The sequence below is a fragment of the Streptomyces sp. NBC_00190 genome, assembly GCF_036203305.1.
Taxonomy (GTDB): domain Bacteria; phylum Actinomycetota; class Actinomycetes; order Streptomycetales; family Streptomycetaceae; genus Streptomyces.
Genome location: NZ_CP108131.1, coordinates 814,795 through 840,061 on the forward strand (window position 1 = coordinate 814,795; position 25,267 = coordinate 840,061).

Sequence of the window (25,267 nt, forward strand, 5' to 3'; positions counted from 1 at the left end):
CGACGGACGGTGGATTTGGCATGACGGATTCCGCGAGCACCTCCAAGGTGAGTCTCCTCGGAACACCGGCGGACGATCCGCTGGTCTCCGCCGCGGGCGCCGATGGAAGCGTCGGCCTCGCGCGGGACCCTTCCGCTCCGGACCTGGGCGAAACACGCGGGGCGCCGTCGAAGATCGACATGCATCATCACTTCTGCGCACCGGAATGGCGCGAGTGGGCCGCACGTCACGGCCTGATCAAACCGGAGAAAATGCCTCCGTGGTCACGGCTCGACATCGACGCCGCGATCGGCTTCATGAACCGGGCGGGCATCGCGACAGCCGTGCTCAAGCCCATGCTGCCAGCGCGCTACCGCTCATCGGCGCAGCTGCGTGAAGCGATCAACATCACGATGCAGTCGGCGCTGGAGGTGGCGGCATCCCATCCGGGACGGTTCTCCTTCTACGTGCCGCTGTTCCTCGATGACCTCGACGCGTCGTCCTGGGCCGTACGCCGCGGGCTCGGACAGCTCGGCGCCGTCGGTGTGAACGTGACGGCCAACTACGGAGGCGTCTACCTCGGCGATCCCACGTACGACCGCGTGTTCCACGAGTTGAACGACGCTTCCGCCGTGGTCGACACCCATCCGCACAATCTCCCGGACGGTGCGCCCGGGGCGGTGACGGTTCCGGGCATTCCGAACTTCATGTGCGACTTCCTGCTGGACACGACGCGGGCCGCAGTCAACATGATCACCCATCGGACGCTCGACCGGTTCCCGAACATCGCCGTCATCCTGCCGCACGCCGGCGGCTTCCTGCCGTACATCGCCGGTCGTCTGGAGGCCCTCGGACGGTTCTGCGACCCACCGCTCGAACCCGCCGCGGTACGCGACCACCTGCGCCGCTTCTACTACGACACGGTGGGTCCCATGCCCGGCGCGGCAGCGCTCCTCGACCACGTACCCGCCGACCACCTCCTCTTCGGCACGGACTGGCCCGCCGCCCCCGCGGACACCGTCACGAAGCTGGCGATCCCCGCCCTGGAGGCGGACCCCGCCCTGACACCCGGGCAGCTGAAGGGGATCTACCACGACAACGCGATGCGCCTGATTCCGCAGTTGGCCAGCGTCTGACTGCCGCGCGCCCCACGAGTGGCGGGAGCGCGCGGCATCCCCGGGCTGAGGGACGGGACGGGCTCAGGAACCCGGATGCGACGCCACGTACTCGCCCGCCGACCGCAGGGCCTGGTACGCGGTGCGCCGGCCCATCAGGACGCACAGCGTGTAGGCCGCGTCGTCCAGCCCCTGCCGGGCCTCCGCGTCGGCAGGATCCGCCCGGAGCCGGGCCCGGGAGGCACGGAAACGATCCAGCACCTCGGTCACCCGGCCGAGTTCGGGCACCAGCGCGCACGACGGCTCGGCGGCCGGGGCCCGCGCCGCTTCGACCGCCAGCCGCAGCGCACGCTCGATCCGCCGCGGCGGTTGCCCGCCCCGCGAACGCTCCGCCAACGCCGCGACCACCTGCCGCGCCGTGACGGCGGCCGCCCTCGCGGCCGCGTCGAGGATCTCCCCCGCCGCCGAAGCGGTGCAGGGGGTCGCCGCCATGAGGATCCCCAGCGCCCACACCCTCGTCGGCTGCTCGGGGGCGGGCCTCAGGGGACTTCGACCAGCAGCCGCGCATACTCCCACCGCGTCAGGTGGCCACTGCTCGGAAGCAGCAGGAAGCGTCACGTGCCATCTCCTCGTCCTGGACCGGGTCCGTGCTGGCAAGCAGTATGGGAGCTGCGCGCGCACAGGAGGACGCGGCACACCCACGCAGCGTGTCGAGTCCCCCGGAAAGTGATCCGCCGGCCGCCGAACCCGCGCGATCGGCGGCGCCGCCGTCGGCCAGGCGTTCTGCGGCGGCTCCTTCCGGGTGAACGGGCAGCGCGGCGCACCGCGGCCGATGCCCGCGCCGGACCCCCTGGGCGAGGATGCGGCCGAGCCGGGGCTCGCGTGGCCGCTCGCCACCGTGCGCCCCTGCGTCGTACGCCCCTCCGCCGACCGGGACCCGGTCTGTCCGTGGCGGGGCGTGTGCCGGGGCCGACAGGGAAGGCGCGGGGGTATGACGCAGACAATGGCCCCACTACGGCAATTCGTACGGCGACGACAGGAACCCGCCGTCACCCAGGCGCTGCGCTCCACGGCCGCCGCCGTCGTCTCGTACGTCGTCGCACTCCAGCTCAGCAGCGAGCCGGCGCCGCTCACCGCGCCCCTCACCGCGCTGCTCGTGGTGCAGGTGACCCTCTTCACCACGCTCACCACCGGGATCCGGCGCGTCAACTCCGTCGTCGCCGGGGTCGTCCTCGCGATCGGCTTCAGTGCCCTGGTGGGGCTGACCTGGTGGAGTCTGGGCCTGATCATCCTCGCCTCGCTCGTCATCGGCCGCGTGGTCAAGGCCGGCGAGTTCGTCCCGGAGGTCGCGATCAGCGCCATGCTGGTCCTGGGCGTGACCCGAGTGGCGGACACCGCGTGGGACCGGGTGCTGGAGACGCTGATCGGCGCCGCGGTCGGCCTTCTCTTCAACGTCCTGTTCGTTCCCCCCGTGTGGGTGCAGCCCGCCAGTGACGCCATCACCGACCTCGCCGCGCGCATGCGTACCCTGCTCCAGCACATCGGCGGCGAACTGGGCGGCAGCACGACGGTGGCGGAGGCGGCCGCCCGGCTGCACGAAGCGCGCCGCCTCGACAACGACATCGCCCAGGTGGACGGCGCCCTCAGACAGGCGGAGGACAGTCTGCGCCTGAACCCCCGCGTCCGCGAGGGCGCCCTGTTCAGTCTGGTGCTGCGCACCGGGCTCGACACGCTGGAGATCTGCGCGGTCGTCCTGCGCGTGTCCTGCCGGACGCTCACCGACCTCGCCAAGGTCCGGGTGGAGCAGCCCCTGCTGCCGCCCGCCATCAGCGGCGCCCTGCGAGACCTGTACGGCCACATGGCCATGGCCGTGGAGGCCTTCGCCGAGCTGATCACGGCGCAGGTCAGCGTCAACGCCGAGGAGGCCGAAGCCCGGCTGATCAAGGAGCTGGGCACGGCACGTTCCAGCCGTGAGCGCCTCGCGGAGCTCCTGCTGGAACAGGTCCGGGACCACCCCGCGCAATGGCAGCTGCACGGGGCGCTGCTCGCCGAAGCGGACCGGGTGCTGGACGAGCTCGGGGTCGAGAAGCGGTCCGAACGGCTCCTGGAGGAGCTCGACCGGCACGCCCGCGAGCAGCGGGAGCGCTTTCCGCGCCTGCACAGGATGGCCCAGCGGCTGCGCCGGTACGAGGACGGACCGGGCGGATAGTCGTCACCCGTTTGCGCACCTACGGCTGGGAGCCGGCGAGCTGCTCGGCCAGTTCCCGCTCCTCCGTGGCGTCGAGCGAGGTCTTCAAGACCGTGCCGCCGTGCCGTTGCATGGCTTCGGTGAAGCTGTCCTCCGCAGCCACCAGGCCCATGACCGCCACGGCCGCCGTCCCGGGCTTGAGCAGGTCCTGGACCTGTCCGCGAAACCGTTCGTCGATGCCGGATTTGACGAGCTTGCCGAGGATCCCGCCCACCGCGGCGCCGGCCACCAGCCCGACGCCGGGCAGCAGGAACAGCACGCCGAAGACCATGCCCCACACGGCGCCCGCCGCGGCCGACGGGCCGATGAGACGGCTCGGTGTGTCCACGTGCGTCTCGCCCTGCGCGTCCACGGACACCACGGCCAGCCCGCTCACGCTGATGACGTGGTCCCGGTGGAGTTCCTGGACGGTGGCGTAGGCCTGCCGGGCCGTCTCGGGATCGTCGTACCCGATCACCATCAGCTCCGACATGAGCACCTCCCGGTTGGCGCCGGGACCTCGGCGCACGCCGATCCTTCGGACGGTCTCAGCATCCCACCACCGCGGGGGCCAGGCAGGCGCGGAAGGCCGGAATGCCGATGGGAGGCCGCCGTGACACGCTGAATCCGGGGGATCCCGCCGGTCCTGGCCCGCCAGGCCGGCTCCGTAACCCATGGAGACCGAAATGGCCAGTGACGCCAGCAGACCCCAAGCCAGCGCCGCACAACCGAGTCCCTGGCACGCGCCCACGTCCGGCACCACCCTCGTGGCCGCATGCTTCATGATCTTCGGCGGGGCGATGGCGATTTTCGAGGGGATCTCGGCCCTCGCCAAGGACGACGTGTTCCTCGCGACGCGCCACTACGTGTTCGAGTTCAGCCTGACCGGCTGGGGCTGGGTACACCTCATTCTGGGCATCGTCATCGTCCTCGCCGGCTGCGCCGTACTCAGCGGAGCCCTGTGGGCGCGCTACTTCGGTGTCTTCGTCGCCGGACTGGGCGCGATCGCCAACTTCCTGTGGATCCCGTACTACCCGTTGTGGGCGTTGGTACTGGTCGCCGTCAACCTCTTCGTCTGCTGGGCGCTGTGCCACGGCATGCACCTGGAAGCGGACGCCGGCCGGAAGTCCTGACCCGGCCCGACGCTCAGCGGGTACGGCATCGTCATCGGCCGTACCCGTTCAGGGCGTACGTGCCCTACCTGCGCCCCGCCGGCCGCTCCGGCGGGTGCACAGGACACCCGCGCCGGCGAGGCCTGCCGCGGCGAGGAACACGGCCGACACGACGTAGGTCCTGTGGGTACTCGTCCGGGGGCGCTCCGGGGCGGTGGCACGAACGGGGGCGCTGACGGTGCGCGGCGTCCCGGGGGACGCCGGAGGGGCCAGCGATCCGACCGGATCGACATGTCCCGCTGCGGCGAATCCCCAGTCCAGCAGGGACCAGGCTTCCTCGTACACCGCGTTTCCGCCGCCCCGCTGAGGGTTCATCACCGTCACCAGCAGGGTGCGGCCGCCACGGCGGGCGGCCGCGATCAGCGTGTAGCCCGCCTGGGAGGTGTAGCCGTTCTTGACACCGACGATCCCCGGGTACCGGCCCACCCCGTCTTCGCCGGTCACCAACCGGTTGGTGTTCTCGATACCGAACGTCCAGGTGGGAGTGCCGTCGCTGTGGGTGCCGCCGGGGAAGCGGGCGTCGGCGGTCGCGGCGTACGCGGCGAAGGCCGGGTCCGCGAGGCCCGTACGGCCGAAGACGGCCAGATCGTAGGCCGAGGAGACCTGACCGTCCGCGTCGTAGCCGTCCGGGGAGACGACGGTGGTGTCCCGTGCGCCCAATGCGCGCGCCTTGGCCTGCATCTGCGCCGCGGTGACGTCCCAGCCGCCGTTCATCTCGGCCAGGACGTGCACGGCGTCGTTACCGGAGCTGAGGAAGACACCCCGCCACAGATCCGCCGCCCGGTAGGTGTGATCTGCGGAAACACCCACCGTGCTGCTCCCGTCCGGCACCTCGTCCAGCTCGGCCTCGGTGACCGTGTGCCGGCTGGAGGCGGGAAGCCGGGGCAGCGCGGTGAGAGCGAAGAGGGTCTTGAGGGTGCTGGCCGGAGGCAGCCTGCGGTGCGCTTCGTGGGCCGCCAGCACCTCGCCCGTGCGGACATCCGCGACCAGCCACGAGAGGGCCGACACGTCATCCGGCAGTGCGGGCGCCCCCGGTCGCGCCCGCACATGGGTGCCGGAGCCGTGCAACAGCGACGCGCCGACGGACGAGGCGGGTCGCGGCGGCAGCGGATCGGCCCGCGGGAGGCCCGCAGCCGTCGGTGCGAGGAGGGCCGACGCACCGATGGCGAGAGCTGCCGCGCCGGATCCGGTTCTGCGCCCAGAGGATCTGATGCTCATTCAGCCAGCGTAGAAACGTATCGGTCCGCCCGCAGTGCGGGTGAGCCGACCGGAGGTAGGCCCGCCCTCGGCGGGGCGTCAACGTGCCTTCGTGACCGCCGGAAGGAATTCACCCGCGAGCGTGCGGTGCCACCACATCCGGCTGCTGCGGAGCTCGTGGCGGTCGGTGAACGCGTAGCGGTAGAGGCGGGCGCGGATACAGGCGGGCGGCGAGGTGGGGAAGGGGTTGCCGCGCAGAAGCCTGAGGGTGGCCGGGTCGTTGTCCAGGAGCTTTCCGATGAACGCTCCGAACCAGGGCGCCGCGTAGGCGGGCGAGATGGCGGCGAACCACATCAGCCAGTCCAGGCGGAGGTGGTACGGGGCGACCTGCGGTGGGAGGCGGCGCGCATCGCCGGGTTTGCCCTTGAAGCGGTACTCCTTCCACACCGTGTCGTCGGTGATCTCGTACTCGTCGGTGCCTTCGATCACCACCTCGTGGCGGACCCGGCCGACGGAGCCGAAAGCTCCGTAGGTGTTGACCAGGTGGAGCGGATTGAAGGAGGCGTTCATCACTTGGTGCCGGGACAGCAGGTTGCGGACCGGCCAGTAACTGAGCACCACCACCACGACGGCGACCGCCAGCACGACGCCCTCGTACCAGGCGGGCGGGGCGGCCTGCGCCGCGGGCCCGGGCAGCGGCAGGACTTCGGCGGCCCGCCCTCCGTCGATCGCGGTGAGGGCGAGCAGCAGGGCAAGCCAGTTGAGCCAGGCGAAGTTGCCGGACGCCACGAGCCAGAGCTGCGTGACGACGATGACGCAGGCGGCCACGCTCGCGACGGGTTGCGGCGCGAACAGGGCCAGGGGGGCGCCGAGCTGGGCGAGGTGGTTCGCGGCGGTCTCCACCCGGTGCAGCGGTCGGGGCAGGTGGTGGAAGAACCAGCTGAGGGGGCCGGGCATGGGCTGGGTCTCGTGGTGGTAGCACAGGCAGGTCAGGTCGCGCCAGCACGGGTCGCCGCGCAGTTTGATCAGCCCTGCCCCGAATTCCAGACGGAACAGCAGCCACCGCAGCATCCACAGCACCAGGACCGGGGGCGCCGTCCGGGCGTTGCCCAGGAAGATCGCAAGGAAGCCGGCTTCCAGGAGCAGCGATTCCCACATGAAGGCGTACCAGGTCTGCCCGACGTTGACGATCGACAGGTACAGCGCCCATACGAGTGCCCACAGGAGCATCGAGGCCCACAGCGGCACGAGGTCGGCCGCGCCCGCCACGAGGGCCGCGGACAGTGCCGTACCCGTCCACGCGACGATCGCGAAGAACCGGTCGGAGTAATGAAGGTGGAAGATGCTGGGCGAGTGGCGCAGGGGCACGGCCGCCACGAAACGCGGCACCGGGAGCAGCCCTCGCTCACCGATGAGCGCCCGGAACTGATGGGCGGAACTCAGGAAGGCGACGAAGTACAGGGCTGCGAGACCACGCTGGAAGACCAGCCTGCCCAGCCAGTACGTGTCGCCGGTGAACCACTCCACGGCAGCCCTCCTGTGACGGCCCCCCGCCCGTGGGCGAGGGCGGCGGATGACCGCGTCCGTCACGTCCCATCATCCGCTCCTCTCCGGCGCCCACCCGGCACAGGATGGCGATACCACCCATATGACCCTCATCAATAAACTTGACAAGACGCGACTCAACGTGACGCCGCGGCACGGCGTAGCACTCCCGGCGATCCGCCCGCCAAACCTGCCCCACCCCTTCTTCCTTCCTTCGGCCTAGGCCCGTTGGCCTCTTGGGAGGAAGGGCCCTCTCATGGACTACAAGCCGGTGTTCCCGACCGGCCGCGACGGCAGAAAGGCACGCCCATGTACGAGATGCGCGCCGAGTCCACCCCCGGCGGATCCGAAATGCTCTGGCACGTCATAGCCAAGGTCCCGGCCACCGGCACCCTGTGCGGATACACCCTGGCTCCGAACCGGACCGTCACCGCCCTGCTGTCCGAGGGAGCCGCGGAACGCTACTGCGTCCCGTGCATGAGCGCCTTCCGTTCGGCCATGGAAAGCCGCACGCCACGCGAAGCGGCGGAGCCGCCCTGCACCCGGGAGCCCTGACGTCGACACGAGTGCCGACCCAAAACCCTCACCGAACATTGTCAAGCCATCCCGATAGGGGGTATATCGGTCACATAGGGCAACACCGCGAACGCTCGCCAGCGCTCGCGACCGCGATCCCGACGGAATGCGCCGGCAGTCCGAGAGGGGGCGAGAACGAATGATCACGGGACTTGCACTGGAGCGAGTGGAATTCGCCTGCGGCCGGTGCTGGTACGAGTGGAGCATCGACTACGACGTCCAGCAGTACACGGATGATCAGGGCGGCATCTGGGAGTACTTCTCGCGCGACGGCGTCGCCGTGCCCTCTCCGTACACCCCCGCCGGAGCCACGTCCTGCCCGGCGTGCGGACGCCACTGGGTCGGCCGCCTCCTTGCCCGCAGGCTCATCCCCGCGGCGCCCGGGCCGGACCACACACCGCGCCTGAAGATCACCGACGGGGCCGGTCACCGGCCCGAGCGACAGGACGCCCGGCCGCTCGGCGCCACCGCACACGCCCAGCCGCAACGGCTCGAACCACCCCCGGAGCCCGACGGCTGACCCGGCCTCCCGCCCGGGCGGAGGCCTCGGCCGAGGTCACAGGCGCAGGACGACCAGGGCGGTGTCGTCGGTGATGCCGACGGGCGGGATGAGGTCGGCCAGCAGGCCGTCGGCCAGGGCGTCGGGGACGGCGGCGCGGTGTCGTACGAGGGAATCGGCGAGCCGCTGCATGCCGGTGTCGATGTCTTCGCGGCGGCGCTCGATGAGTCCGTCGGTATAGACGACGAGGACGGCGCCCTCCGTGAACGCGGTGTGCGCCTGGGGGCGGGGAGCGTGTTCGGGGCGGGCGCCGAGTGGGGGGTCGGTGGCCTGGTCGAGGAAGGTCACGGTGCCGTCGGGGTGGCAGAGTGCGGGCGGCGGGTGCCCGGCGCTGCTGTAGGTGAGGGTCCGGCTGTTCCAGTTGATGAAGACGGACACGGCGGTGGTGGATTCGGCGCCTTCGACTGAGCGGGCGTACAGGCCGAGGACCTCCAGGGCCCGCGCGGGGCCGTCGGCGACGCGCGAGGCGGCCGACAGCGCGCTGCGGAGCTGGCCCATCACACCGGCGGCGCCCAGTCCGTGGCCCACGACGTCACCCACGGCGATGGCGGTACGTCCCTCTTCGGGCAGGTCGACGAGGTCGTACCAGTCACCGCACACGTTCAGGGCGCCGGTGGCGGGCCGGTAGCGCACGGCGGCCTGGTGGTGACCGAGCGGGCGGGGCGCGGGCAGCATCGCCTCTTGGAGGTGGAGAGCCACTTCGCGTTCGCGGGCGTGGGCCTGGCGCAGGCGTTCGTTGACCTCCTGGAGTTCCCGGGCGCGGGTGTAGAGCTCGGCCTCGAAGATGGCGCGGGCCCCGGCGCCCCCGGCGCCCCCGCCACTGCGGGCGTCGCGGGCCCTGATGAGTTCGGTGACCTCTTCCACCCGGTGCAGGAGGAGTGCCACGGTGCCGTCCGGGGCGAAGACGGGAACGTTGACCGGGCTCCAGTACCGTTCCTCCCACTCGCCGGGCCGCTCGGGATCCTCCACGTCGTAGCGTTGCAGGGCCATCGCGTCGCGTTCCCCGGTGGCCGCGACCCGTTGCAGGGAGGCGCTCAGGTTGCGCATCCCGGTCGCGGCCGGATCGTACGGATTGTCGGGGAAGACGTCGAACAGATAGCGGCCGATGACCTGCTCGCGGGTGCGCCCGGACATGGTCAGGAACGCCGCGTTGGCATCCTGGTACACCAGGTCGGTGGTCAGTAGCGCGACGGCCCCGGGCAGGGCGCGAAAGACCGCCTTGTAGTCGGTTTCGGGTCTGAACACGATCCACCTGCCCGCGCGCGAGATCGTCGGGAACTGCTGCTCTCACGATAGGCGCGAGTGCCGGGACGGGCCGGTCACGCAGGTTCGTCCGGGCCGTTCGGCCCCTCTTCGACGGTCACCGGTCCGGCACTTTGCGTGAGTACACCGCCTGCGCCACCGGAGAGGCCCGGCACCGTCCGGTGCCGGGCCTCTGGGCGTCTACCGAGCGGCCTGGCCGCCGGCGAGCGGCCACTCCCGGTTGAGGGTGCCCAGCGGGATGCGGCGCTCGAAGACCGGCGTACCGAACAGGGACAGCTGGAGGTGAAGCTGTCCGCTCAGGTCGAAGCCGCCGTACAGGGCCCAGGAACCGGATACCGAGGCCTTGCCGTCGGTGGAGGCGGTCGCCTTGGCATCGGCCTCACCGCGCAGGTACGGGGCGAAGTCGGCGGAGACGCCGACGGCGCCGTACAGGCCGACGGAGGCTTCGGCGCCGAGGGCGCCCTTGACGCGCCCGGCGGCGGTGACGGTCGCCTTGACCGGCGAGCTCTGCACGGCCGACGTGCTGACCGGGGTCCAGCCCTTGCCCGACGCGTAACTGCCGCCGACGCGGAAGTCGCCCTTGACGTCCTGCTGCACGTCCAGGGTCACGCGGCCGTCGGCCTCCACCTGGACGTAACACGTCAGGTCCAGATTGACGACGACGGGCACCGGGCCGACCTGGATGACGGGGTCGCTGTGCAGCTTGGCGAACGGGATCCGCTTGGGCGCGCCGGTGCTCGCCGCCGCGCGGCCCTTGAGCTCCCACTGCGAGGACCAGTCACCGCTCATGCCGAGGTAGGCGGAGTCCGGACCGATGCCGCCGCCCGAGTGACCGTCGTACGAGAACTCCACCTTGGGGGCGAGCTGGACGAAGCCGGACACCGAGGCACCGGCCGAGACGGGGGCGCCCTCGGCGGTGTCCACCGCGGCGTTCACGTCGAGCCGCAGGTTACCGAGGGGCAGCTCCGCCCCCTTGGGCCCGAACTTCAGGCCCTCGCCCTTCGCCCAGGAGAAGGTGACACCCTTCATCAGGGGCTCGACGGTGACCGCCGCCGGGTCGACCGGGACCTTGCCGTCGGCCTTGTCCTCCTTGAGGACGGCGGCCAGCGTCGTGGGAGCGGTCTTCACTTCGGTGCCGCGGTCGGTCTTCCCGACGACCTCGGTGACCTTCGCGAGGAGACCGTCGGGGGCTCCGGGCGCGGGTGCGCTGGCGATGATGTCGTCCACGGCGACGGGCTGGTCGGGGGCGGTCTTGCCCTGCGACGGGGAGTGGCTCGGCGAGCTGGTGCGCTCTTGCGGGGCCGCGGATATGACGGCCCGTCCGCTCTCCTTGTCGTAGGAGGCGACCTTCAGGGAGGACTTCTCGGGCTGGCCCTTGCCGGATCGGGCGCGGGCCACGGCCGTCGGCGCCGCCGACCCCTGGGGCGCCGCGGCCACGTCGAGCTGCTGGGTGCCCTCGGTCGTCGACGCGGACGCAGTCGGGGTTTTCGCCCCGTCGGCGGCGGTGGTGTGGGGTGTCGATGAGCAGCCGGTGGCGGCGAGGGCCAGCGTGGTCAGGCCGGGGAGCAGGAGGCGTCTGGCGAGCGTGCGCACGGAGGTGTGACTTTCAGATTGGGGGGAGGTGGTGTTACCCGTAGGTAACGTCGAGGTTGATCATGCCATGTGCACGCAACGGCAGTCACCTCGGGATCCAGCCAACTCACGCCCCGAACAAGGCGGTTGAAGCTTCACTTACATGCGTCCGCTCGGCCGGTTCCCAGCCGGATAACCGCCCGTGTGACCATGACCCGTCAGCACATCGGCACTTCATGGGGGGACCATGCGCACCCGCACCACCACCGCCACGACCGGCCTCGCCGCCGCGCTCGCGGCGCTGCTCGTACTGGCCGGCTGCACCGCGAAGGGCGAGAGCCCGCGCGGGGCGGTGACATCCGGAGCGCCCGCGCCCGCACCCGCGCCTGCGCAGAGCACCGGGTCCGGATCCGGGTACCAGGGGCCCCGGCCGCAGGACCAGAACCTGCTGGCGTGGACCGGCGACCCCAATGACGCGGGACACGTCACCGCCCAGTCGGCCGCCGGGGTCGGCGGGCGGGTAACCCTGGTACGGATCGTCCTGAACGAGCAGATCACCTGGTCGAACATCTGGCTGGGTCTTGCCGGCATCGATCCGAACGCCCAGCTCGCCAACTGCTACCTCGGCGTGTACGACGCCACCGGCACCCTCGTCGCGGCCACCGCCGACATCTCGCCCCAGCTGATGACCGATGCGATCGCCAAGCCGCTGCCCCTCGCCAAGCCGTTCACGGCCGCCCCCGGCACCTACTTCATCGCCCTCCTCCTCAACGGCAATTGGGCCACCAACGGCCTCACCCTGAAGTCCACGGGGGCCGGCATCTCGGTCAACGCCGGTCTGACGCCGCCGAAGCTGCGGTACAGCACCGTCCTGACCGGTCAGACCTCGCTGCCGACCACCGTGAACCTCGCCGAACAGTCCACCAGCACCATCAACACCGGCTGGGCCAGCCAGTGGTACGCGATCTCCTGAGTAGGCGAGCCGGTCAGGGCCCGTCGGGAAGCCGGTCGGCGCCCCGCGAGTGGACCAGGCGGGTGTACGCCTCCATCAGGGCGGTGGTCGTCTTGCCCACCTGGTACCCGTGCCGGTCGATGGCCCGGACGGGCTGGACCTCGTACGCCGTCCCGGTGAGGAAGCACTCCTCGAAACCACCGAGCTCCTCGGGGAGGATGCGCCGCTCGACCACCGGGATGCCGAGGTCGCTGGCCAGGCCGAGCACCGTCTGCCGGGTGATGCCGGCGAGGAAGCAGTCGGCCGTCGGCGTGTGCAGCTCGTCCCCGGTCACGAGGAAGAGGTTGGCCCCGGTGGCCTCCGCGACATAACCGCGGTAGTCCAGCAGCAGCGCGTCGTCGAAGCCGGCTTCGTCGGCGGCGTCGCGCGCCAGCGTGCAGATGTTGTACAGGGAGGCCGCCTTGGCCCGTACGGGAGCGGTGTCGGGTGCCGGCCGCCGCCAGCGCGAGGTGCCCAGGCGGATGCCCTGCCGCTTGGCGTCGGCCGAGAAGACATGCGGCCACTCCCAGGTGGCTATGGCGACGTGCACGGAGGTGCCGGCGCCGGACACGCTGATCTGCTCACTGCCACGCCATGCCACGGGCCGGACGTAGCCGTTGCCGATGCCCTGCTCGCGGACGAGTTCGAGCGTCGCCGCGTCGAGCTCCTCGACGGAGAACGGGATGCGGAAGCCGAGCTCCCGCGCCGACTCGTGAAGCCGCCGCGTGTGCTCCGTCAGTTTGAAGACGTGGCCGTCGTAGACCCGTTCGCCCTCGAAGACTCCACCGCCGTAGTGCAGACCGTGGGTGAGGACGTGCAGACGGGCGTCGCGCCAGGGGACGAACTGCCCGTCGAGCCAGATCACGCCGTCGCGGTCGTCGAGGGAGGGGAAGGTCACTGTGCGGCCCCTGTCGGTGCGTAGTCGATGCGGATGCGGCTTTCGAGGGAGCGGTGGAATTCCTCCGCGTCCTCGGTGGACGTGTGGTGGGAGAGGACGAACGCCGGATAGCCGGTGAAGTCGGGGTACGGACGCACCACGTCGCCCGGGTGCAGCATCTGCACGATGTGGTCCACGCGCGGGTCTTCGGCCAGCTCGTCCAGACCGTGGATCGCGGTGATCCGGCCCGATCCACCGCACGGAACGATGTAGTTGGCCGCCGCGCCGGTCGCCCGCGCCAGCCGCGCCGGTGAGCCGGGCACCCCGCCGTCCAGGCCGGCGGACACGCCGACGGACATGCTGTCGTTCACGCCGACGGGTGCGAGTCCTGCGGCGACGCGCAGCGCGTCGGCGGCCAGATCGGCTCCGGTGACGTGCTCGGCGATGTAGTGGGAGACGCCGGAGCCGCCGACGCGGGCACCGAGTTCCAGCAGGTACGGGCGTACGCCGCCGCGCAGCCGCAGTTCCGTGTGGGCCGGGCCGTCGGTCACCCCGAGAGCGGCGTGTGCTGCGGCCACTTCGCGTACCACCGCTTCCCGGACGTCCTCGGGGAGCGGAGCCGGTGCCCGGTAGACGCCCTCCTCGAAGTACGGGCCGGTCGGCTCTCCCTTGTATCCGATGGAGAGCACCGTGACCTCGCCGCGATGGGCGAGGGACTCGACGGCGAGTTCCGGGCCGTCCAGGTACTCCTCGACGATCAGACCGGTGGCTTGGCTCAGCTTGGTCCGGCAGACCTCCCAGACCGACTCGATCACGGCGTCGAGCTGCTCCGCGCTGTCGGCCTTGGTCACGCCGAGGCTGGAGAAGCCGTTCGCCGGCTTGACCACCACCGGGAAGGTGAGGCCGGTGTCCCCGTCCCAGGCGCCGGGGTCGTCCAGGACGATGAAGCCGGGCACGTTCAGTCCGGCTTCGGCCAGTCGGCGTCGCATGATCCGCTTGTCCTGTACCGCCCGCGCGTCGGCGCTGCCGAGGCCGGGCAGGCCGAGGGCTTCGGCTACGTCGGCGACGAACGGCACGGCCGGGTCGTAGAGCGTGGTGATGCCGTCGAACGGGGTGCTCTCGTACCGTTCCCGCAGGACGGCCAGGGCCTTGGCCGGATCGCCTTCCACGTCCAGCGGGAGGACGTCCACCACGGCGGGCGGGAGCCGGTCGGGCGATACGGACTCGTCGGGGCGGGGAACGAGGACGAGGTCGATTCCGGCGCGCAGCGCGCTGTCGAAGACCCAGCGGAGCGAGGTGCGCTGGTAGACGAGGACGACGGTGGGGCGCGGCGCGCGTGGGGCTGTCACGGAGTGCTTCTTCCAGATTCTGTCGAGGGGACGGGTCGGGGTTCTTCCGCCGCCGGCCCGGAAGACGAAGGGGCGACCGTCATCCACACACCCGCCGAGCACAGTCCCAGGAACAGGACCGAGATCAGGCTCGGCGCGTCCGCCGCACCCCACGCCCACTCCCCCAGCCTCACCAGGAACGGCACCATCAGGGCGACTGCGGAGGTGAACAACGGGCCCTTGCGCACGATCAGTTCGTGGGAGATGAGGAAGACGGGCGCGGTGAGCACCGCGCCGAGCAGGGCGACTCCGGCCCACTGCGTGGCGTCGATCGCACCCAGGGGTGCGAAGGCGACCGCGGCGAGTCCGAGCATGACGGTGCCCACGCCCGTCACCGCGGGCAGTGCGGCCATGGGCGGTACGTCGGCCATGTGCTGCCGGTACACGTAGCCGTACAGGGCGTACGCGAAGGTGCCGGCGAGGGCGAACAGGACACCGGTGAGCAACACGCCCGCCCCGGTGCCTCCGCTCGCCGAGCCACCTTCGACGGCGTAGCCGAGCGTCGCGGCGACGGCGAGGACGGTCCCGAGGGCCTTGCGCGCGTTGGTGGGTTCACGGAAGGCCACGCTGCCGATCGCGAACGTGATGCACGGCAGGAGGGACACCACGAGGCCCACCTGGGAGGCACCGATCCGGTCGACGCCGAGCAGCGTGCCCGTGTAGTAGGCGAAGAACCCCAGGAAGGCCAGGAGGACGACGGCCCGCCGGCGGCTCGCGCCGGCCCGGATGGCGGGCCAGCTCCGTGGCCGCAGCGCGGAGATCGCGCTGATCACCAGGAAGCTGGCCCCGGTGCGGCCGGCCGCGACGGCCAGCGGCGGGGTGTCGCTCACCAGCCGCCCGGACACCACCCAGCCTGTCGCCAGCAACAGCACCATCAGGCAGGACAGGACGGGGACGCCGAGGCGGCCGCTGCCGCCTCGGCGCCCGGTGCGCCCGTGATCGTCGCGCATGGCGGGTGTCACCACTCGGCTTCTGCGAACCGCAGCGGCGGCAGCGCCGCCAGCGGCTGCTTGGCCCGCAGCAGCGCGCTCTGGTCCTCGGTGAAGCGGAACCGCTGCTTCACCTCACCCTCGGGCAGGTAGGTACGGACGAGCGCCTTGGCCGCGGTCCGGTACTCGTCATCGGTGGTGACCTGCTCTTCGAGCTCCTCGACGGTGGCGACGAACGCGCGCAGGGCGTCGAGGGTCTTGTCCCGATCGAAGTGCAGCAGCCCGCCGGTCTCGGGCGATCCGGTCAGGGCGCCGTGCGCGCGAAGCCAGGAGTAGAGGAGGACGCCCGTACCGGAGTCGAAGTTCCGGGTGGCGTCGTCCGCCTGCGGATAGCGGAAGATCCGCTCCAGCAGGATCATGTCGATCTGCTCCTGCGCGAACGGCACCCCGCCGCCCGCGCAGGCGAGGGCGGTCTTGGCGTCGACCTTGGTCTCTTCGAGGAGGCCGACGAACCAGTTCATCTTCAGGGAGATGTGCTGGTCGAACGGCCAACGCCCCTGGTAGTGCATGGAGTCGTGCAGGTAGCCCCAGATCGCGCGGGCCTCGTAGCAGACCTCGGGGGCCAGCCCGGACGAGGCCCGGGGCACGGACTCGGCGGTGAGGACCGACTCGGCGCCGGGGAGCGCGTACGTCTCGTGGATCTTCCGCATCTTGTTGTAGAAGAACATCGCGTACGGCTGCTCTTGGACCTTGTCGCGCGCGGCCACGTTCTCCGGGAAGAACACCAGGCAGTTGCCGTGGGCGAAGCCGTCGCTGCCCGTGATGAGGACCAGGGACTGGCAGTTGTTCTTGGGGTGCGGGAAGGTCGTGGCCAGTTGCGTCAGGGCGTCGGGCTCCTTGCGCAGCGCGAAGAAGCAGTCGAGCCGCTTGCCGACCGGCGGCACGCTGTTGGTGGTCTGCGCGGGAGCCAGGAAGAAGACCGGCGAGCCGTCCGCCGGCGGCTGCAGCGCGTCCCGGGAGCGGGCGAAGTGGGGCGCGCTGTCGAGGCCGTCGGCGAGCCATCCGTCCACGTCGGCGACCAGCGCGTCGGCCTGGTGGGACCGGTCGTTGCGGCGGTACCAGGCGGTCGCCTCGTCCCGGATCGCGAGGAGCAGCTCCCGGTCCGCGGCCTGCGGCTCCGGCACCGTTCCGTCGTCGGCCTGGCGCAGGCGGAAGCTGTTGACCTTGGGGACGAGGGATCGGTGGAGGTCCGCCGCTTCGGCGCGCAGGGCGGCGGTGAGAGGGGCGCTCGTCGTCACGGCGTCGCCCCGAGGATCTCGCGTCGGTCTGCTGCCTCGTCGCCCGTCGCGAGCACTTGGTGGATGGTGAAGACCATGGGGACCGGACCGAAGTCCCGCAGGACACGCAGTCCGTGCCGCTCGGCGGCGACGATGGTCGTGATGCAGCCCTCGGTACGGCCGGCCGCGCAGTCGATGGCAGCCTGGGAGTTGCTCAGCACCAGCCGCGACTCGGCGTCCGCCGGAACGAGTCCGACCGGGGCGGGGTGCGTGGAGACGGTACGGGGATCGTCCGCGCCCGCGCTCGCCAGGACCATGTTGTGGGTCGGCATGATGAAGCTGTCGACCATGCGCAACCGGTGCAGGTTGCCGAAGGTCAGCGTGTGCAGATCCGGATAGACCGCACAGGCGGCCAGTGCGTGCTCCCCGTCGTCGGGTACCGCGTCGAGGGCCGCCTCCAGCGACGCGTGGAGTTCGATCTTCCCGTCTATGCCTCGCCGGTGCAGCCACTCATGGGCGGCGGCTTCCAGGTTCGTGCCCTGCGGGCCGAGGGTATGGACGTAGCGGATGCTGTCCACGCCTAAGCCCGTGCCCAGATGGCGGTGGGACTCGGTGGTCATGGTCAAGGGATCCCCCTCATCGGCTGCCGTGGTTCCGGCGCCGGGTAGCTCTGTTGCGGCCGGCGGATCTCACCGGCCCCACAGCGCCGGGCAGTCAAGCCCCGACGCCATCAGGAAGATCGAATCTTCCTTTCGCCGTCGGGGCAAGCCCCTTGTGCGGCGCGTCACATACCGACGCCTCGAAGGCCGAACGCGTCTGTTCTCCCGCAACTCGTGGCAGAAAGTGCTCTGTTCGCGTCGCGCCGGGACAGCGTGCGCTGCGGCCGCCGGCCCGGTGTGACGATCAGCACAGTGGGCGGGCAACAACCGTCGTCCGTGGCGGCCTGACCCCGCTGCATCCGTTTCCGGCCACGACCCGGGTCGGAATCAGCCGTGACCGACTTCCTTGGCCACGCGCTCCAGCCGGAGCCGGTGCTTCTCCCAGGCCAGCTCGTCGCCCGGCGGTATGTTGTCGTTCCCTTCGCGCAGACCGACCACCCCGTCGATGAGCTCACGGACGATGTCGGCGTGGCCGACGTGCCGGTGGGTCTCGGCGATCACGTGCACCAGGATCTGGTGCAGCGTCACCTCGCTCCGGTCCTCGGGCCACCACGCCACGTGGCCGATCGCGTCGAGCGTCAGCGCCGCGATCGTTTCGTCAGAGTGCTTCCACGACCGGTGGTACAGCCCGACGATCTGTTCGCGCGACTCGTCGGCAGTGGCCCACATGTCCGCGTTGGGTTCGGCGTCGTCCGCGAACCAGGGCAGCGGCTCGCCGGAAGGCCGCCCGAACGTCTCCCCGAAATAGCCCAGTTCCACACTGGCGACGTGCTTGACCAGGCCCAGCAGATTCGTGCCGGTCGGCGTCAGCGGACGCCGGATGTCGTACTCCGAGAGCCCGTCGAGCTTCCACAGCAGGGCCTCGCGGGCGGCTTGCAGGTAACGGAGAAGGTCGGCCTTCGGCTTCGATTCGGTCATGCCGGACAGTCTTCCACCCGGCACTGACAAACGGTGCGGAGTCCCGCGTGCGTCAGATGATCGGCGGCCGGCCGAGGCGGGTCAAACGCCAGACCGTGCGCCATTTCATCGGCTTGCGGGGACCGCACGACGTGCGGATGCCCTCGACGAATCCAGCGGTCCAGGACTTCAGCCCGGGCAGGGAGTTGATTCTGGCCAAGGTGAGGAGCGTCCATACGCCCAGGTACACCGGCAGCAGGGGGAAGGGGAGGCGGCGCTTCGCGAGCCACACACGGTTGCGCGCGGTGTTCCGGAAGTACACCGCGTGCCGAGCCGGGGAGGTCCTCGGATGCTGCAGCACGAGCTCGGGTTCGTAGAGGATCTTCCAGCCGGCGTCGATCGCCCGCCAGGCCAGGTCGGTCTCTTCATGGCCGAAGAAGAACTGCCCCGGCCAGAGGCCGATCTCGCGCAGCATCGGCACCGAGAGGGCATGGCCGCCCCCGAGGAAGGCGGTCACCAGCCCCCGGCGCATCGGATCGCCGGCACGCAGCCGGGGCACCCAGCGCCGCTCGGTCCTCCCGAACTCGTCGGCGACGCGGAACGACACGATCCCGAGCGCGGGATCGGCCAGGTACAGCTGCCGCACCTTGCGGAACACGTCGTCGGCGATGAGCAGCCCGTCATCGTCCAGCTCGATGACGACGTCCACTTCGCCCGACTCGCACAAGAGACCCAATCCGACGTTACGGCCGCCGGGACAGCCCAGGTTCTCTTCGAGCGGGATCTTTGTCACGCCGGCCGGGACGTCGGTGAGAGGAGTCGCGTTTCCGACCAGGACGATCCGCGCGGGAGGTACGTCCTGTTCCATGACGGAGGCGATCAGGGCGTCCAGCTCTCGCGGGCGCGTGCCCATCGTGACGACGACGACTCCGATGCGTGGCAACGACATTGCGGTGATCTCCTCGTCGGCGCCGCGGTCGTCACTCACTTGTCGAGTGGCCGGCGCATTTCGGTGCGGACCTTCAGTGTGGTGCGCGCGACGCTTTCCAGGTCGACGGACTGCGGTGTCTGACGGACGATCTCGGGCGTGATCACTGCCACCCAGGCCGCGGTGTTCGCGTCGCCCCAGGCGCACATGGGCATCGTGGACTTCACGCCTTCATCGGTCACGACCAGGACCTGGCAGCGTACGGCCATCTCCGCACCGGCAGGGCGGACGTCCTTGGCCGCCACGGCGGTGGCGACGCCCTCCTCTTTGGTGGCCCCGGAGAGGAGCCCGTCCCGGGAGACACCGGTGTCCTTGAACTGGCCGTACAACCCGGTGACCGTCAGCGTCGTCCCGGCTGCAGAGGCGCCCGCGTACTGGGCGATCACGGGCTGGGAGTTGCGCGCGCCCCGGGCCTCGCGCGCCCGCTCCGAAGCCGCTTCCTCCTTCGCCTCCGCCGACTCGTCCGACTGCAGTTCGTACTGGCCGTCCAGCAGTGTCTTCGGGACCGACAGCTTGTACTCGGCAGCGGGAAAGGACGCCGAGCCGGATGCGCCTGCGAGGCTCCTGGCTCCTGCTCCGATCACTCCGAGGGCGACCAGACCGGCGGCGACGATGCCCACCACGAGACCGGTGCGGTTGCGGCGGGGCGGGGGCATCACCGGGTACGGAGCCGGGTACGGGGCCGCGTGCGGGTGCGGATACTGCGGCGGGTGAGCATAGGCGCCGGGCGTTCCCGGGACCGGCCCGTACGGCTGCTGCTGAGACGGGAATTGCTGCCCGCCCCCCTGCGGAGGGAAGGGCGGTCCGTAGGGCGGCTGGGGCGTGGTCATGACAGGCAAGTTATCAGTTCCGGACCATGTGGCCGAATCCGGTGGCAGGGATGCCCGGCGAAGATACGTTCCTTGAGAGTTATTCAGCACAGTGACGGAATCAATCCACTCGATCGAGCGAAATACATACGCCTTTCACTCCGGATAGCCTGGGCGCACAGCCTGACATCGAGGGGAAATCAATGCGCGCACGAAGGGCAGCCCTGCGTGGGGCCGCCGCAATGTCCCTGCTCACGGCCACGGTTCTGCTGCAGGCGAGCCCGAGCCAGGCGGCCGACCAGCCGACGCGGTCGATTCAGAACCGCGGGAATTACATGTGCATGGACCTCAAGTCCTACGACGAACACACCGCCGTGACGATGTACCGCTGCACCGACCATCTGAGCGCCAAATGGAATTGGAACTCCGACGGAACAATTCAGAACGTCGGCGGAAGCCTCTGCATGGACCTTGAGTCCTACGCGGAATTCACGGCGGTCACCACGTACCGGTGCAGCGACCATCCCAGCGCGCGGTGGAGCTACCGGCCCGACGGCACGATCCAGAATCTCGGCAGCGGCCTGTGCATGGACCTCACTTCGTACGACGAACACACCCCGGTGACCATGTACCGCTGCACCAACCACGTCAGCGCCAGCTGGGCCCGCGGCTAGGCTCGGGCGCACCTGCGGCAACGGTGTGCCGCGGCTCCCGGGCGGGAGCCGCGGCACACAGGTCAGGCCCAGGGCTGGACGGCCGCCGCACAGACTGCCCACAGGGGCAGGACCAGCAGCACGACGAACCCGTCGTTCAGGGCGCGCGAGTACCAGCGCCTGCCGCGTTCCGTCAGCAGCCCCCGGCGCAGCACCGAGCGGGCGATCGCGTGGGCCGTCTCACGGGAGACGCAGAGCGCGGCGGGGAACGCCGCGACCGTGACGGTGAGATAGCCGAACAGTTCCGTACGGGGCGGCAACAGCCCGCCCACGAGCACGAGCGCACAGATGACGAACCAGGTGCTCGCCCGGAACCCGAGCATCGACATGGCCTCCACCCACCGGGGCTCGGACCTCTGACCGATCCGCCCGGCGGGCGCGGCCGCGGTCGCGCGCATGATCTCCTCGGTCTCGTCGAGCTCCCGCCCGGCCTCCGCGCGGTCGCCCCGCGCCGACGCCAAGAGGACCACGAAGGTGATCGTGCGGTCGGCCCGCCGGAAGGTGCTTTTCGACGACGGGACCGCACGCTTCGACCGCTCCGAAGGCATGCCCGCTCCTCTCGATGTCCGGCCTCCGCGGCCGCGGACCTGAACTGTGCCGCGCCGCGCTGCGCGGTCGCGGGCCGAGCGGGCCCCCATGGGAGGAATCCTGGCCCAGGCAAAATGGGCGGCCCAGGTCATGTGCAGGGGGCACGGGGCCGGAGGACTTCACGGGGTGCGTCGGTGGAACTCGGTTCAGTGGTCATCGCGATGGCAGGCGTCGCGGGAACCCTCGGAGGAGCGCTGCTCACCCAGCGCGGCCTCGAACGCGCGAAGCGCCGGGAGATAGAGCTGGTACGTGGCCATGAAGAGATCCGCGAGAGCCGTTCGCTGCGCCGCGCCTGCTACGTGGAGCTCAACCGCGACGCCCGGCAGTTCACCACCGCACTCAACCGACACCTGCACGTCCTCAGGGAACGCGGCGCGGAGGAATCCGACAGTCAGGCACTCGAAGAGGCGAAGAACGCCCACCGCGATCGGTACTCCGAAGCGCAGATGACCGCTTCCGACGACGTGCTCATCCGGGCGAGCGTCGTCAACCAGGCGTTGAACAAGGTCTACGGCGAGGTCAAACGCCTCGAACGCGGTGCCCCCGGACCCGGCGAGACGATCGAGACCGCGGCCCGTGCCCAGCACGAGGTCTGGGACATGCTCCGGGCCATGAGAACCGCCATGCGTCACGACCTCGGTCTGTCACCGTCGAACGACGACTGAGAGGCGGCGGTCGGACCCGTGAGCAGCGTCGCCAGGTGGCCGGTGAATTTGGTGACCCAGTCCAGTCCCGACCCGCTGCGGGCGACACGGAATCCGTGCCGGCGGCCCCAGAACGACGCCTGGACGGCATGGAACTGGGCCCACCGCAGGGCGCGTTCGCGATCGAGTTCCGCGGCCTCGACGAAGACGTCCAACGTGCGGTGGACGGCCTTGCGCAGGTCGTCCGCTTCGAGGAGTGCCAACGCGCGACGTGAGCAGGGTGCCGCCGTCGTAAGCGGGATCCCCCACGTAGCCCTTGGGGTCGACGGCCAGCCAGGGCTCGCAGTCGGCGCGCAGGATGTTCCTGGCGTGGAGGTCGCCGTGGATGAGGGTGTCCGGCTGGACGCGGCCCAGCTCGCGGACGGTCGCGCCCTCTCCAGCAGCATTGCGAAGCGTTCGTCGTCACGCTCGTGCAGCAGCCCGGCTCCGCGCCCGCCCCACGCCGCGAACGCGTCCGGGTCGTGGACGTTGCCGGGGTGCGGAAAGGACACCTTCAGTACGGCGGCCCCTCGCCTCGCCGCAGCACCGGGACGATGACGCCGACACCCCCGTGCATGACCTCGCCGTCCGGCACGCATCCCCAGCGTCCCAGCAACTCGTCTACGATCCCCGGCAGTTCGGCGAGCCACGCCGCGCCGGCCTCCCCTTCGCGCTCGACGGTGCTCCGCGTGAAGGCCTCCGGCATTGCGATCGTCCAGGCACCCTACGCGCCCCTGCCGCCACCGGCTCGGCCGGACGACTGCCCAGGGTGGACGCCGGACGTGAAGGCGAGGATGTCGCGGACCGCTTCGCGCAGGCTGCCGAAGTGACGGTGCACACCGTCCACGGCCACGGGCGCGTTGACCCCCCACACGGTCATCCCCGCACGGAGCCCGGACCGCACCCCGGAAGGAGCGTCCTCGATGACGAGACAGTCCTCCGGTTCGGCGCCGAGTCGCGCGGCGGCGTGGAGATACGGCACCGGCGACGGCTTGCCTTCCTCCACGGCGGCCGCGTCCACGAGGACCTCCGGGAGCGGCAGGCCGGTCCGGGCGAAGCGGCCGCGCACCCGGTGCTCGTAGTTCGACGTCACCAGCGCCCAACGGCCGGGCGGCAGATCGGCCAGCAGCTCCGCGGCGCCGTCGAAGGCCGCGTAGACACCGGACCGGACGTCCTCGTCCTCCAGCTCGTGCAGTGCGGCCAGACACTCCCGCGGGTCCCGGTCCGCGGCGACCTGCGCGAACGTCTCCACCGGCCGGGTCCGCAGTGCCACCCGGTACACCTCGTCGGGGTCGAGCCCGTATCGCTCCGCCCACGTCCGCCAGACCCGGCGCTGGTTGTCGACGGCATCGATCAACGTGCCGTCGACGTCGAAGAGGACATACTTCACGGCCCCCGGCCGTGTCGGTTCACCAGTCATGTCTTGATCATGTCAGCAGGCGGCAGGCGCGCCATCGGGCGGACCCGACGGACGTCCCTGCTGGCGGGCTTGGGCCGACTGGCTGACATGCCCTGACCTGCCGTGCAGAATCAAGGGAATCGCGGGAGTTGACGTCGGGGGGCGCTGATGGGTCGGGCACTGCGTGTGGGAATACCCGTGATTCTGGCGGGTCTGGCACTGTGGTACGCCTCGTACTACACCACGATCATGGTCTGGGAGCTGCGGAAGATCGTGTCCTGGCTTGCCGTGCCGCTGCTCTTCGCCGCGCTGGTCACAACGGTGTGGCAGGCGGTGAAGCAGCTGCGGCGACGCAAGGGGCAGGACTCGGGCGGGTCGGACGCGGCCGCGACCGTCGGATGTCTGGGCGCCGTCGTCGGGCTGTGCCTTGCCGTCGCCTGGCTGGTCTACGGCGCGTACCTGCAGGACCGCGCGTACATGGACGACGTGCGGATCGTGTCCGAGCCGGTGCCCGAGCTGGCCGCCCGGGCGCCGTACGTGGTCGGCAAGGCGCAGGCCGCTCCGCACCTGGGCGACGTGACCGGCGAGATCTCGGACATCACCTACCTGCCCGACTCCGACAAGTTCGCCACTCTGGTCGAACGGCGCGGCTGGCTGGCCGGTTACGAAGTCGGCCTCGTGCAGGACATCCCGCTCGGCGGCAACAGCCGCAACCAGCAGCGCTGCGCGTTCGACGTGGGGGTGGCGGACGCGCGGATCGGGGGCTGGTTCGACCACAACCTGGGCCGGAAGATCTCGGCCGAGAAGCGCTGGGTCCGGTTCGAGGCCGATGACGCCTACGTGACCTGCTCGGGCGACGCACCGATCGTGGTCGTGCCCCTCAAGCACCAGACCGGGATCCTGGTGGTGACCGAACGGCCCGCGGGACTCGCGCTCTACGACGGGCGGACCGGGAAGCTCACGATCACCACCGACACGACCGCGGTACCCGGCCCGTCCTATCCGCTGAGCATCGCGGCCCGTCAGCGGGAGGCGACCGCCGCGGTCGGCAGCTTCACCGACTGGTGGTTCGAGCGCAGCGGCTGGGACGCCTCCGAGGACGGCGCCAATGCCGGCAACGAGTCGGAGTTCACCCTGCAGTACCGCGACGGGTCCGGGAGCAGCGCGTACGTCACCCCGCTCACGCCGCAGGGGGAGGCCAGCTCGGTCGTGGCCGTGTCGACGGTGCCGACCCGGCATCGGGGCGGCGGGCTCGCCCCGCTGACCGTCCACCGGCTCGATCCGACGTGGTCGTCACCGAAGGCGCTCGTCGCACTGATCAAGGCCGAGTACCGGGACGTCTGCTGCTACAACGACGACATGGTGTTCGAGGTCGTTCCCACCGGCGGCAGCACCTGGACGGCCACCATCGGCAGCGAGCAGAACATCCGGTACCGGGTGGAGGGCAGGGGCCAGGTCGCGGGCCGCGAGCCGACCTGCCTGAAGGCGGCTGACGGAGCGCTCATCCGGTGTGCGTACGCGGCCCCCGGATCGCCGGAGGAGCAGGAGACCAAACGCCAGGAGGAGCAGAAGAAGAAGGGCGAGACCGGGAAGGCCCCCGGGGACGTCGGCGACCTCGGCGCCTACAGCGCCGCGGAACTGGCCGAACTGCAACGCCGCGTGTCCGAGGAGGTCGGCCGTCGGCTGAAGGGCGGGTAGTTCTTCAGCCGGCCGCGGACCTCACGATGCGGAGCCGCTGCACGTGGCGGGCGTAGGCGGCGTGGCGGCTCGGATGCACGTCGCTCCGGGCGGCCCGGCCCCCGCGCCCGGCTCCCGGCGGAACCCGCCCGGAAAAACATGTCGCCCGTCGATCGCACGGACTCTA

25 protein-coding genes and 1 pseudogene are annotated in these 25,267 nt (G+C 70.7%); 9 read left to right on the forward strand and 17 right to left on the reverse strand.

Annotated elements, in window-relative coordinates:
- Positions 1 to 20 precede the first annotated feature (20 nt).
- Positions 21 to 1,115, forward strand: a complete 1,095-nt coding sequence (locus tag OG429_RS04210) for an amidohydrolase family protein (protein WP_328923913.1) — start codon at positions 21 to 23, stop codon at positions 1,113 to 1,115.
- A 63-nt stretch (positions 1,116 to 1,178) separates the two neighbouring features.
- Here OG429_RS04210 and OG429_RS04215 read toward each other — a convergent pair whose 3' ends face one another.
- Entirely contained in the window at positions 1,179 to 1,586 is a 408-nt protein-coding gene (locus tag OG429_RS04215) for a DUF5133 domain-containing protein (RefSeq protein WP_328923914.1), read from the reverse strand.
- Between the two features lie 499 nt (positions 1,587 to 2,085).
- Between OG429_RS04215 and OG429_RS04220 the strand changes: the two genes are divergently transcribed.
- A complete protein-coding gene (locus OG429_RS04220; RefSeq protein ID WP_328923915.1) occupies positions 2,086 to 3,303 on the forward strand; it encodes an FUSC family protein in 1,218 nt (405 codons plus the stop codon).
- Between the two features lie 19 nt (positions 3,304 to 3,322).
- Here the strand turns inward: OG429_RS04220 and OG429_RS04225 are convergent, their stop codons facing one another.
- Positions 3,323 to 3,850: a DUF1269 domain-containing protein gene (locus OG429_RS04225; protein WP_328923916.1), complete on the reverse strand. Its 528-nt coding sequence runs from the start codon at positions 3,848 to 3,850 to the stop codon at positions 3,323 to 3,325.
- 157 nt (positions 3,851 to 4,007) lie between these two features.
- On the opposite strand from OG429_RS04225, the gene OG429_RS04230 reads away from it, so the two are divergent.
- Positions 4,008 to 4,454: a DUF7144 family membrane protein gene (locus OG429_RS04230; RefSeq protein ID WP_405680507.1), complete on the forward strand. Its 447-nt coding sequence runs from the start codon at positions 4,008 to 4,010 to the stop codon at positions 4,452 to 4,454.
- A 48-nt stretch (positions 4,455 to 4,502) separates the two neighbouring features.
- On the opposite strand, the gene OG429_RS04235 is transcribed toward OG429_RS04230, so the two are convergent.
- Positions 4,503 to 5,711, reverse strand: a complete 1,209-nt coding sequence (locus OG429_RS04235; RefSeq protein ID WP_328923917.1) for a D-alanyl-D-alanine carboxypeptidase family protein — start codon at positions 5,709 to 5,711, stop codon at positions 4,503 to 4,505.
- Between the two features lie 78 nt (positions 5,712 to 5,789).
- Positions 5,790 to 7,217: a lipase maturation factor family protein gene (locus OG429_RS04240; RefSeq protein WP_328923918.1), complete on the reverse strand. Its 1,428-nt coding sequence runs from the start codon at positions 7,215 to 7,217 to the stop codon at positions 5,790 to 5,792.
- A gap of 327 nt (positions 7,218 to 7,544) precedes the next feature.
- Between OG429_RS04240 and OG429_RS04245 the strand changes: the two genes are divergently transcribed.
- Both OG429_RS04245 and OG429_RS04250 read left to right on the forward strand, forming a co-directional pair.
- Positions 7,545 to 7,790, forward strand: a complete 246-nt coding sequence (locus OG429_RS04245) for a hypothetical protein (protein WP_328923919.1) — start codon at positions 7,545 to 7,547, stop codon at positions 7,788 to 7,790.
- A 160-nt stretch (positions 7,791 to 7,950) separates the two neighbouring features.
- Positions 7,951 to 8,331 carry a hypothetical protein gene (locus tag OG429_RS04250; protein ID WP_328923920.1) on the forward strand — a complete coding sequence of 127 codons (381 nt, stop codon included), beginning with the start codon at positions 7,951 to 7,953 and terminating at the stop codon, positions 8,329 to 8,331.
- Positions 8,332 to 8,367: 36 nt separating this feature from the next.
- Here OG429_RS04250 and OG429_RS04255 read toward each other — a convergent pair whose 3' ends face one another.
- On the reverse strand, positions 8,368 to 9,615 hold the full coding sequence (locus tag OG429_RS04255) for a PP2C family protein-serine/threonine phosphatase (protein WP_328923921.1): 1,248 nt from the start codon (positions 9,613 to 9,615) through the stop codon (positions 8,368 to 8,370).
- A 198-nt stretch (positions 9,616 to 9,813) separates the two neighbouring features.
- Positions 9,814 to 11,226, reverse strand: coding sequence for a hypothetical protein (locus OG429_RS04260; protein ID WP_328923922.1), 1,413 nt, complete (start codon positions 11,224 to 11,226; stop codon positions 9,814 to 9,816).
- Positions 11,227 to 11,452: 226 nt separating this feature from the next.
- On the opposite strand from OG429_RS04260, the gene OG429_RS04265 reads away from it, so the two are divergent.
- Positions 11,453 to 12,178 (forward strand): hypothetical protein, encoded by a 726-nt coding sequence (locus OG429_RS04265; RefSeq protein WP_328923923.1) that lies wholly within the window; start codon positions 11,453 to 11,455, stop codon positions 12,176 to 12,178.
- A 13-nt stretch (positions 12,179 to 12,191) separates the two neighbouring features.
- Here the strand turns inward: OG429_RS04265 and OG429_RS04270 are convergent, their stop codons facing one another.
- The 8 genes from OG429_RS04270 to OG429_RS04305 all read right to left on the reverse strand — a co-directional run bounded on the left by OG429_RS04270 (position 12,192) and on the right by OG429_RS04305 (position 20,041).
- The gene (locus OG429_RS04270) at positions 12,192 to 13,094 is read right to left on the reverse strand and encodes a branched-chain amino acid aminotransferase (protein WP_328923924.1); all 903 of its coding nucleotides are present in this window, start codon (positions 13,092 to 13,094) and stop codon (positions 12,192 to 12,194) included.
- Entirely contained in the window at positions 13,091 to 14,422 is a 1,332-nt protein-coding gene (locus OG429_RS04275) for an ATP-grasp domain-containing protein (RefSeq protein ID WP_328923925.1), read from the reverse strand. Before OG429_RS04275 ends, OG429_RS04270 begins: the two co-directional genes overlap by 4 nt.
- Positions 14,419 to 15,411, reverse strand: coding sequence for a DMT family transporter (locus OG429_RS04280; RefSeq protein WP_328923926.1), 993 nt, complete (start codon positions 15,409 to 15,411; stop codon positions 14,419 to 14,421). Before OG429_RS04280 ends, OG429_RS04275 begins: the two co-directional genes overlap by 4 nt.
- 8 nt (positions 15,412 to 15,419) lie before the next feature.
- On the reverse strand, positions 15,420 to 16,688 hold the full coding sequence (locus OG429_RS04285) for a DUF6421 family protein (protein WP_328923927.1): 1,269 nt from the start codon (positions 16,686 to 16,688) through the stop codon (positions 15,420 to 15,422).
- Positions 16,685 to 17,287 carry a bacilysin biosynthesis protein BacA gene (locus OG429_RS04290; RefSeq protein WP_328923928.1) on the reverse strand — a complete coding sequence of 201 codons (603 nt, stop codon included), beginning with the start codon at positions 17,285 to 17,287 and terminating at the stop codon, positions 16,685 to 16,687. The genes OG429_RS04285 and OG429_RS04290 overlap by 4 nt, the downstream gene beginning before the upstream one ends.
- A gap of 366 nt (positions 17,288 to 17,653) precedes the next feature.
- Positions 17,654 to 18,244, reverse strand: a complete 591-nt coding sequence (locus OG429_RS04295; protein ID WP_328923929.1) for a DinB family protein — start codon at positions 18,242 to 18,244, stop codon at positions 17,654 to 17,656.
- 52 nt (positions 18,245 to 18,296) lie between these two features.
- Entirely contained in the window at positions 18,297 to 19,172 is an 876-nt protein-coding gene (locus OG429_RS04300) for a glycosyltransferase family 2 protein (protein ID WP_328930152.1), read from the reverse strand.
- Positions 19,173 to 19,207: 35 nt separating this feature from the next.
- On the reverse strand, positions 19,208 to 20,041 hold the full coding sequence (locus tag OG429_RS04305; protein ID WP_328923930.1) for a hypothetical protein: 834 nt from the start codon (positions 20,039 to 20,041) through the stop codon (positions 19,208 to 19,210).
- Positions 20,042 to 20,262: 221 nt separating this feature from the next.
- On the opposite strand from OG429_RS04305, the gene OG429_RS04310 reads away from it, so the two are divergent.
- Positions 20,263 to 20,694 (forward strand): RICIN domain-containing protein, encoded by a 432-nt coding sequence (locus OG429_RS04310; protein ID WP_328923931.1) that lies wholly within the window; start codon positions 20,263 to 20,265, stop codon positions 20,692 to 20,694.
- A gap of 62 nt (positions 20,695 to 20,756) precedes the next feature.
- Here the strand turns inward: OG429_RS04310 and OG429_RS04315 are convergent, their stop codons facing one another.
- Positions 20,757 to 21,281, reverse strand: a complete 525-nt coding sequence (locus tag OG429_RS04315) for a hypothetical protein (protein WP_328923932.1) — start codon at positions 21,279 to 21,281, stop codon at positions 20,757 to 20,759.
- A 174-nt stretch (positions 21,282 to 21,455) separates the two neighbouring features.
- Here OG429_RS04315 and OG429_RS04320 point away from each other — a divergent pair, with 174 nt between their 5' ends.
- Positions 21,456 to 21,986 carry a hypothetical protein gene (locus OG429_RS04320; RefSeq protein ID WP_328923933.1) on the forward strand — a complete coding sequence of 177 codons (531 nt, stop codon included), beginning with the start codon at positions 21,456 to 21,458 and terminating at the stop codon, positions 21,984 to 21,986.
- On the opposite strand, the pseudogene OG429_RS04325 reads toward OG429_RS04320, so the two are convergent.
- Both OG429_RS04325 and OG429_RS04330 read right to left on the reverse strand, forming a co-directional pair.
- Positions 21,950 to 22,710 (reverse strand): annotated as a pseudogene (locus tag OG429_RS04325) (aminoglycoside phosphotransferase family protein). The gene OG429_RS04320 and the pseudogene OG429_RS04325 overlap by 37 nt on opposite strands.
- Positions 22,711 to 22,728: 18 nt before the next feature.
- The gene (locus OG429_RS04330) at positions 22,729 to 23,424 is read right to left on the reverse strand and encodes an HAD family hydrolase (protein ID WP_328923934.1); all 696 of its coding nucleotides are present in this window, start codon (positions 23,422 to 23,424) and stop codon (positions 22,729 to 22,731) included.
- Between the two features lie 177 nt (positions 23,425 to 23,601).
- Between OG429_RS04330 and OG429_RS04335 the strand changes: the two genes are divergently transcribed.
- A complete protein-coding gene (locus tag OG429_RS04335; RefSeq protein ID WP_328923935.1) occupies positions 23,602 to 25,101 on the forward strand; it encodes a hypothetical protein in 1,500 nt (499 codons plus the stop codon).
- Positions 25,102 to 25,267 lie beyond the last annotated feature (166 nt).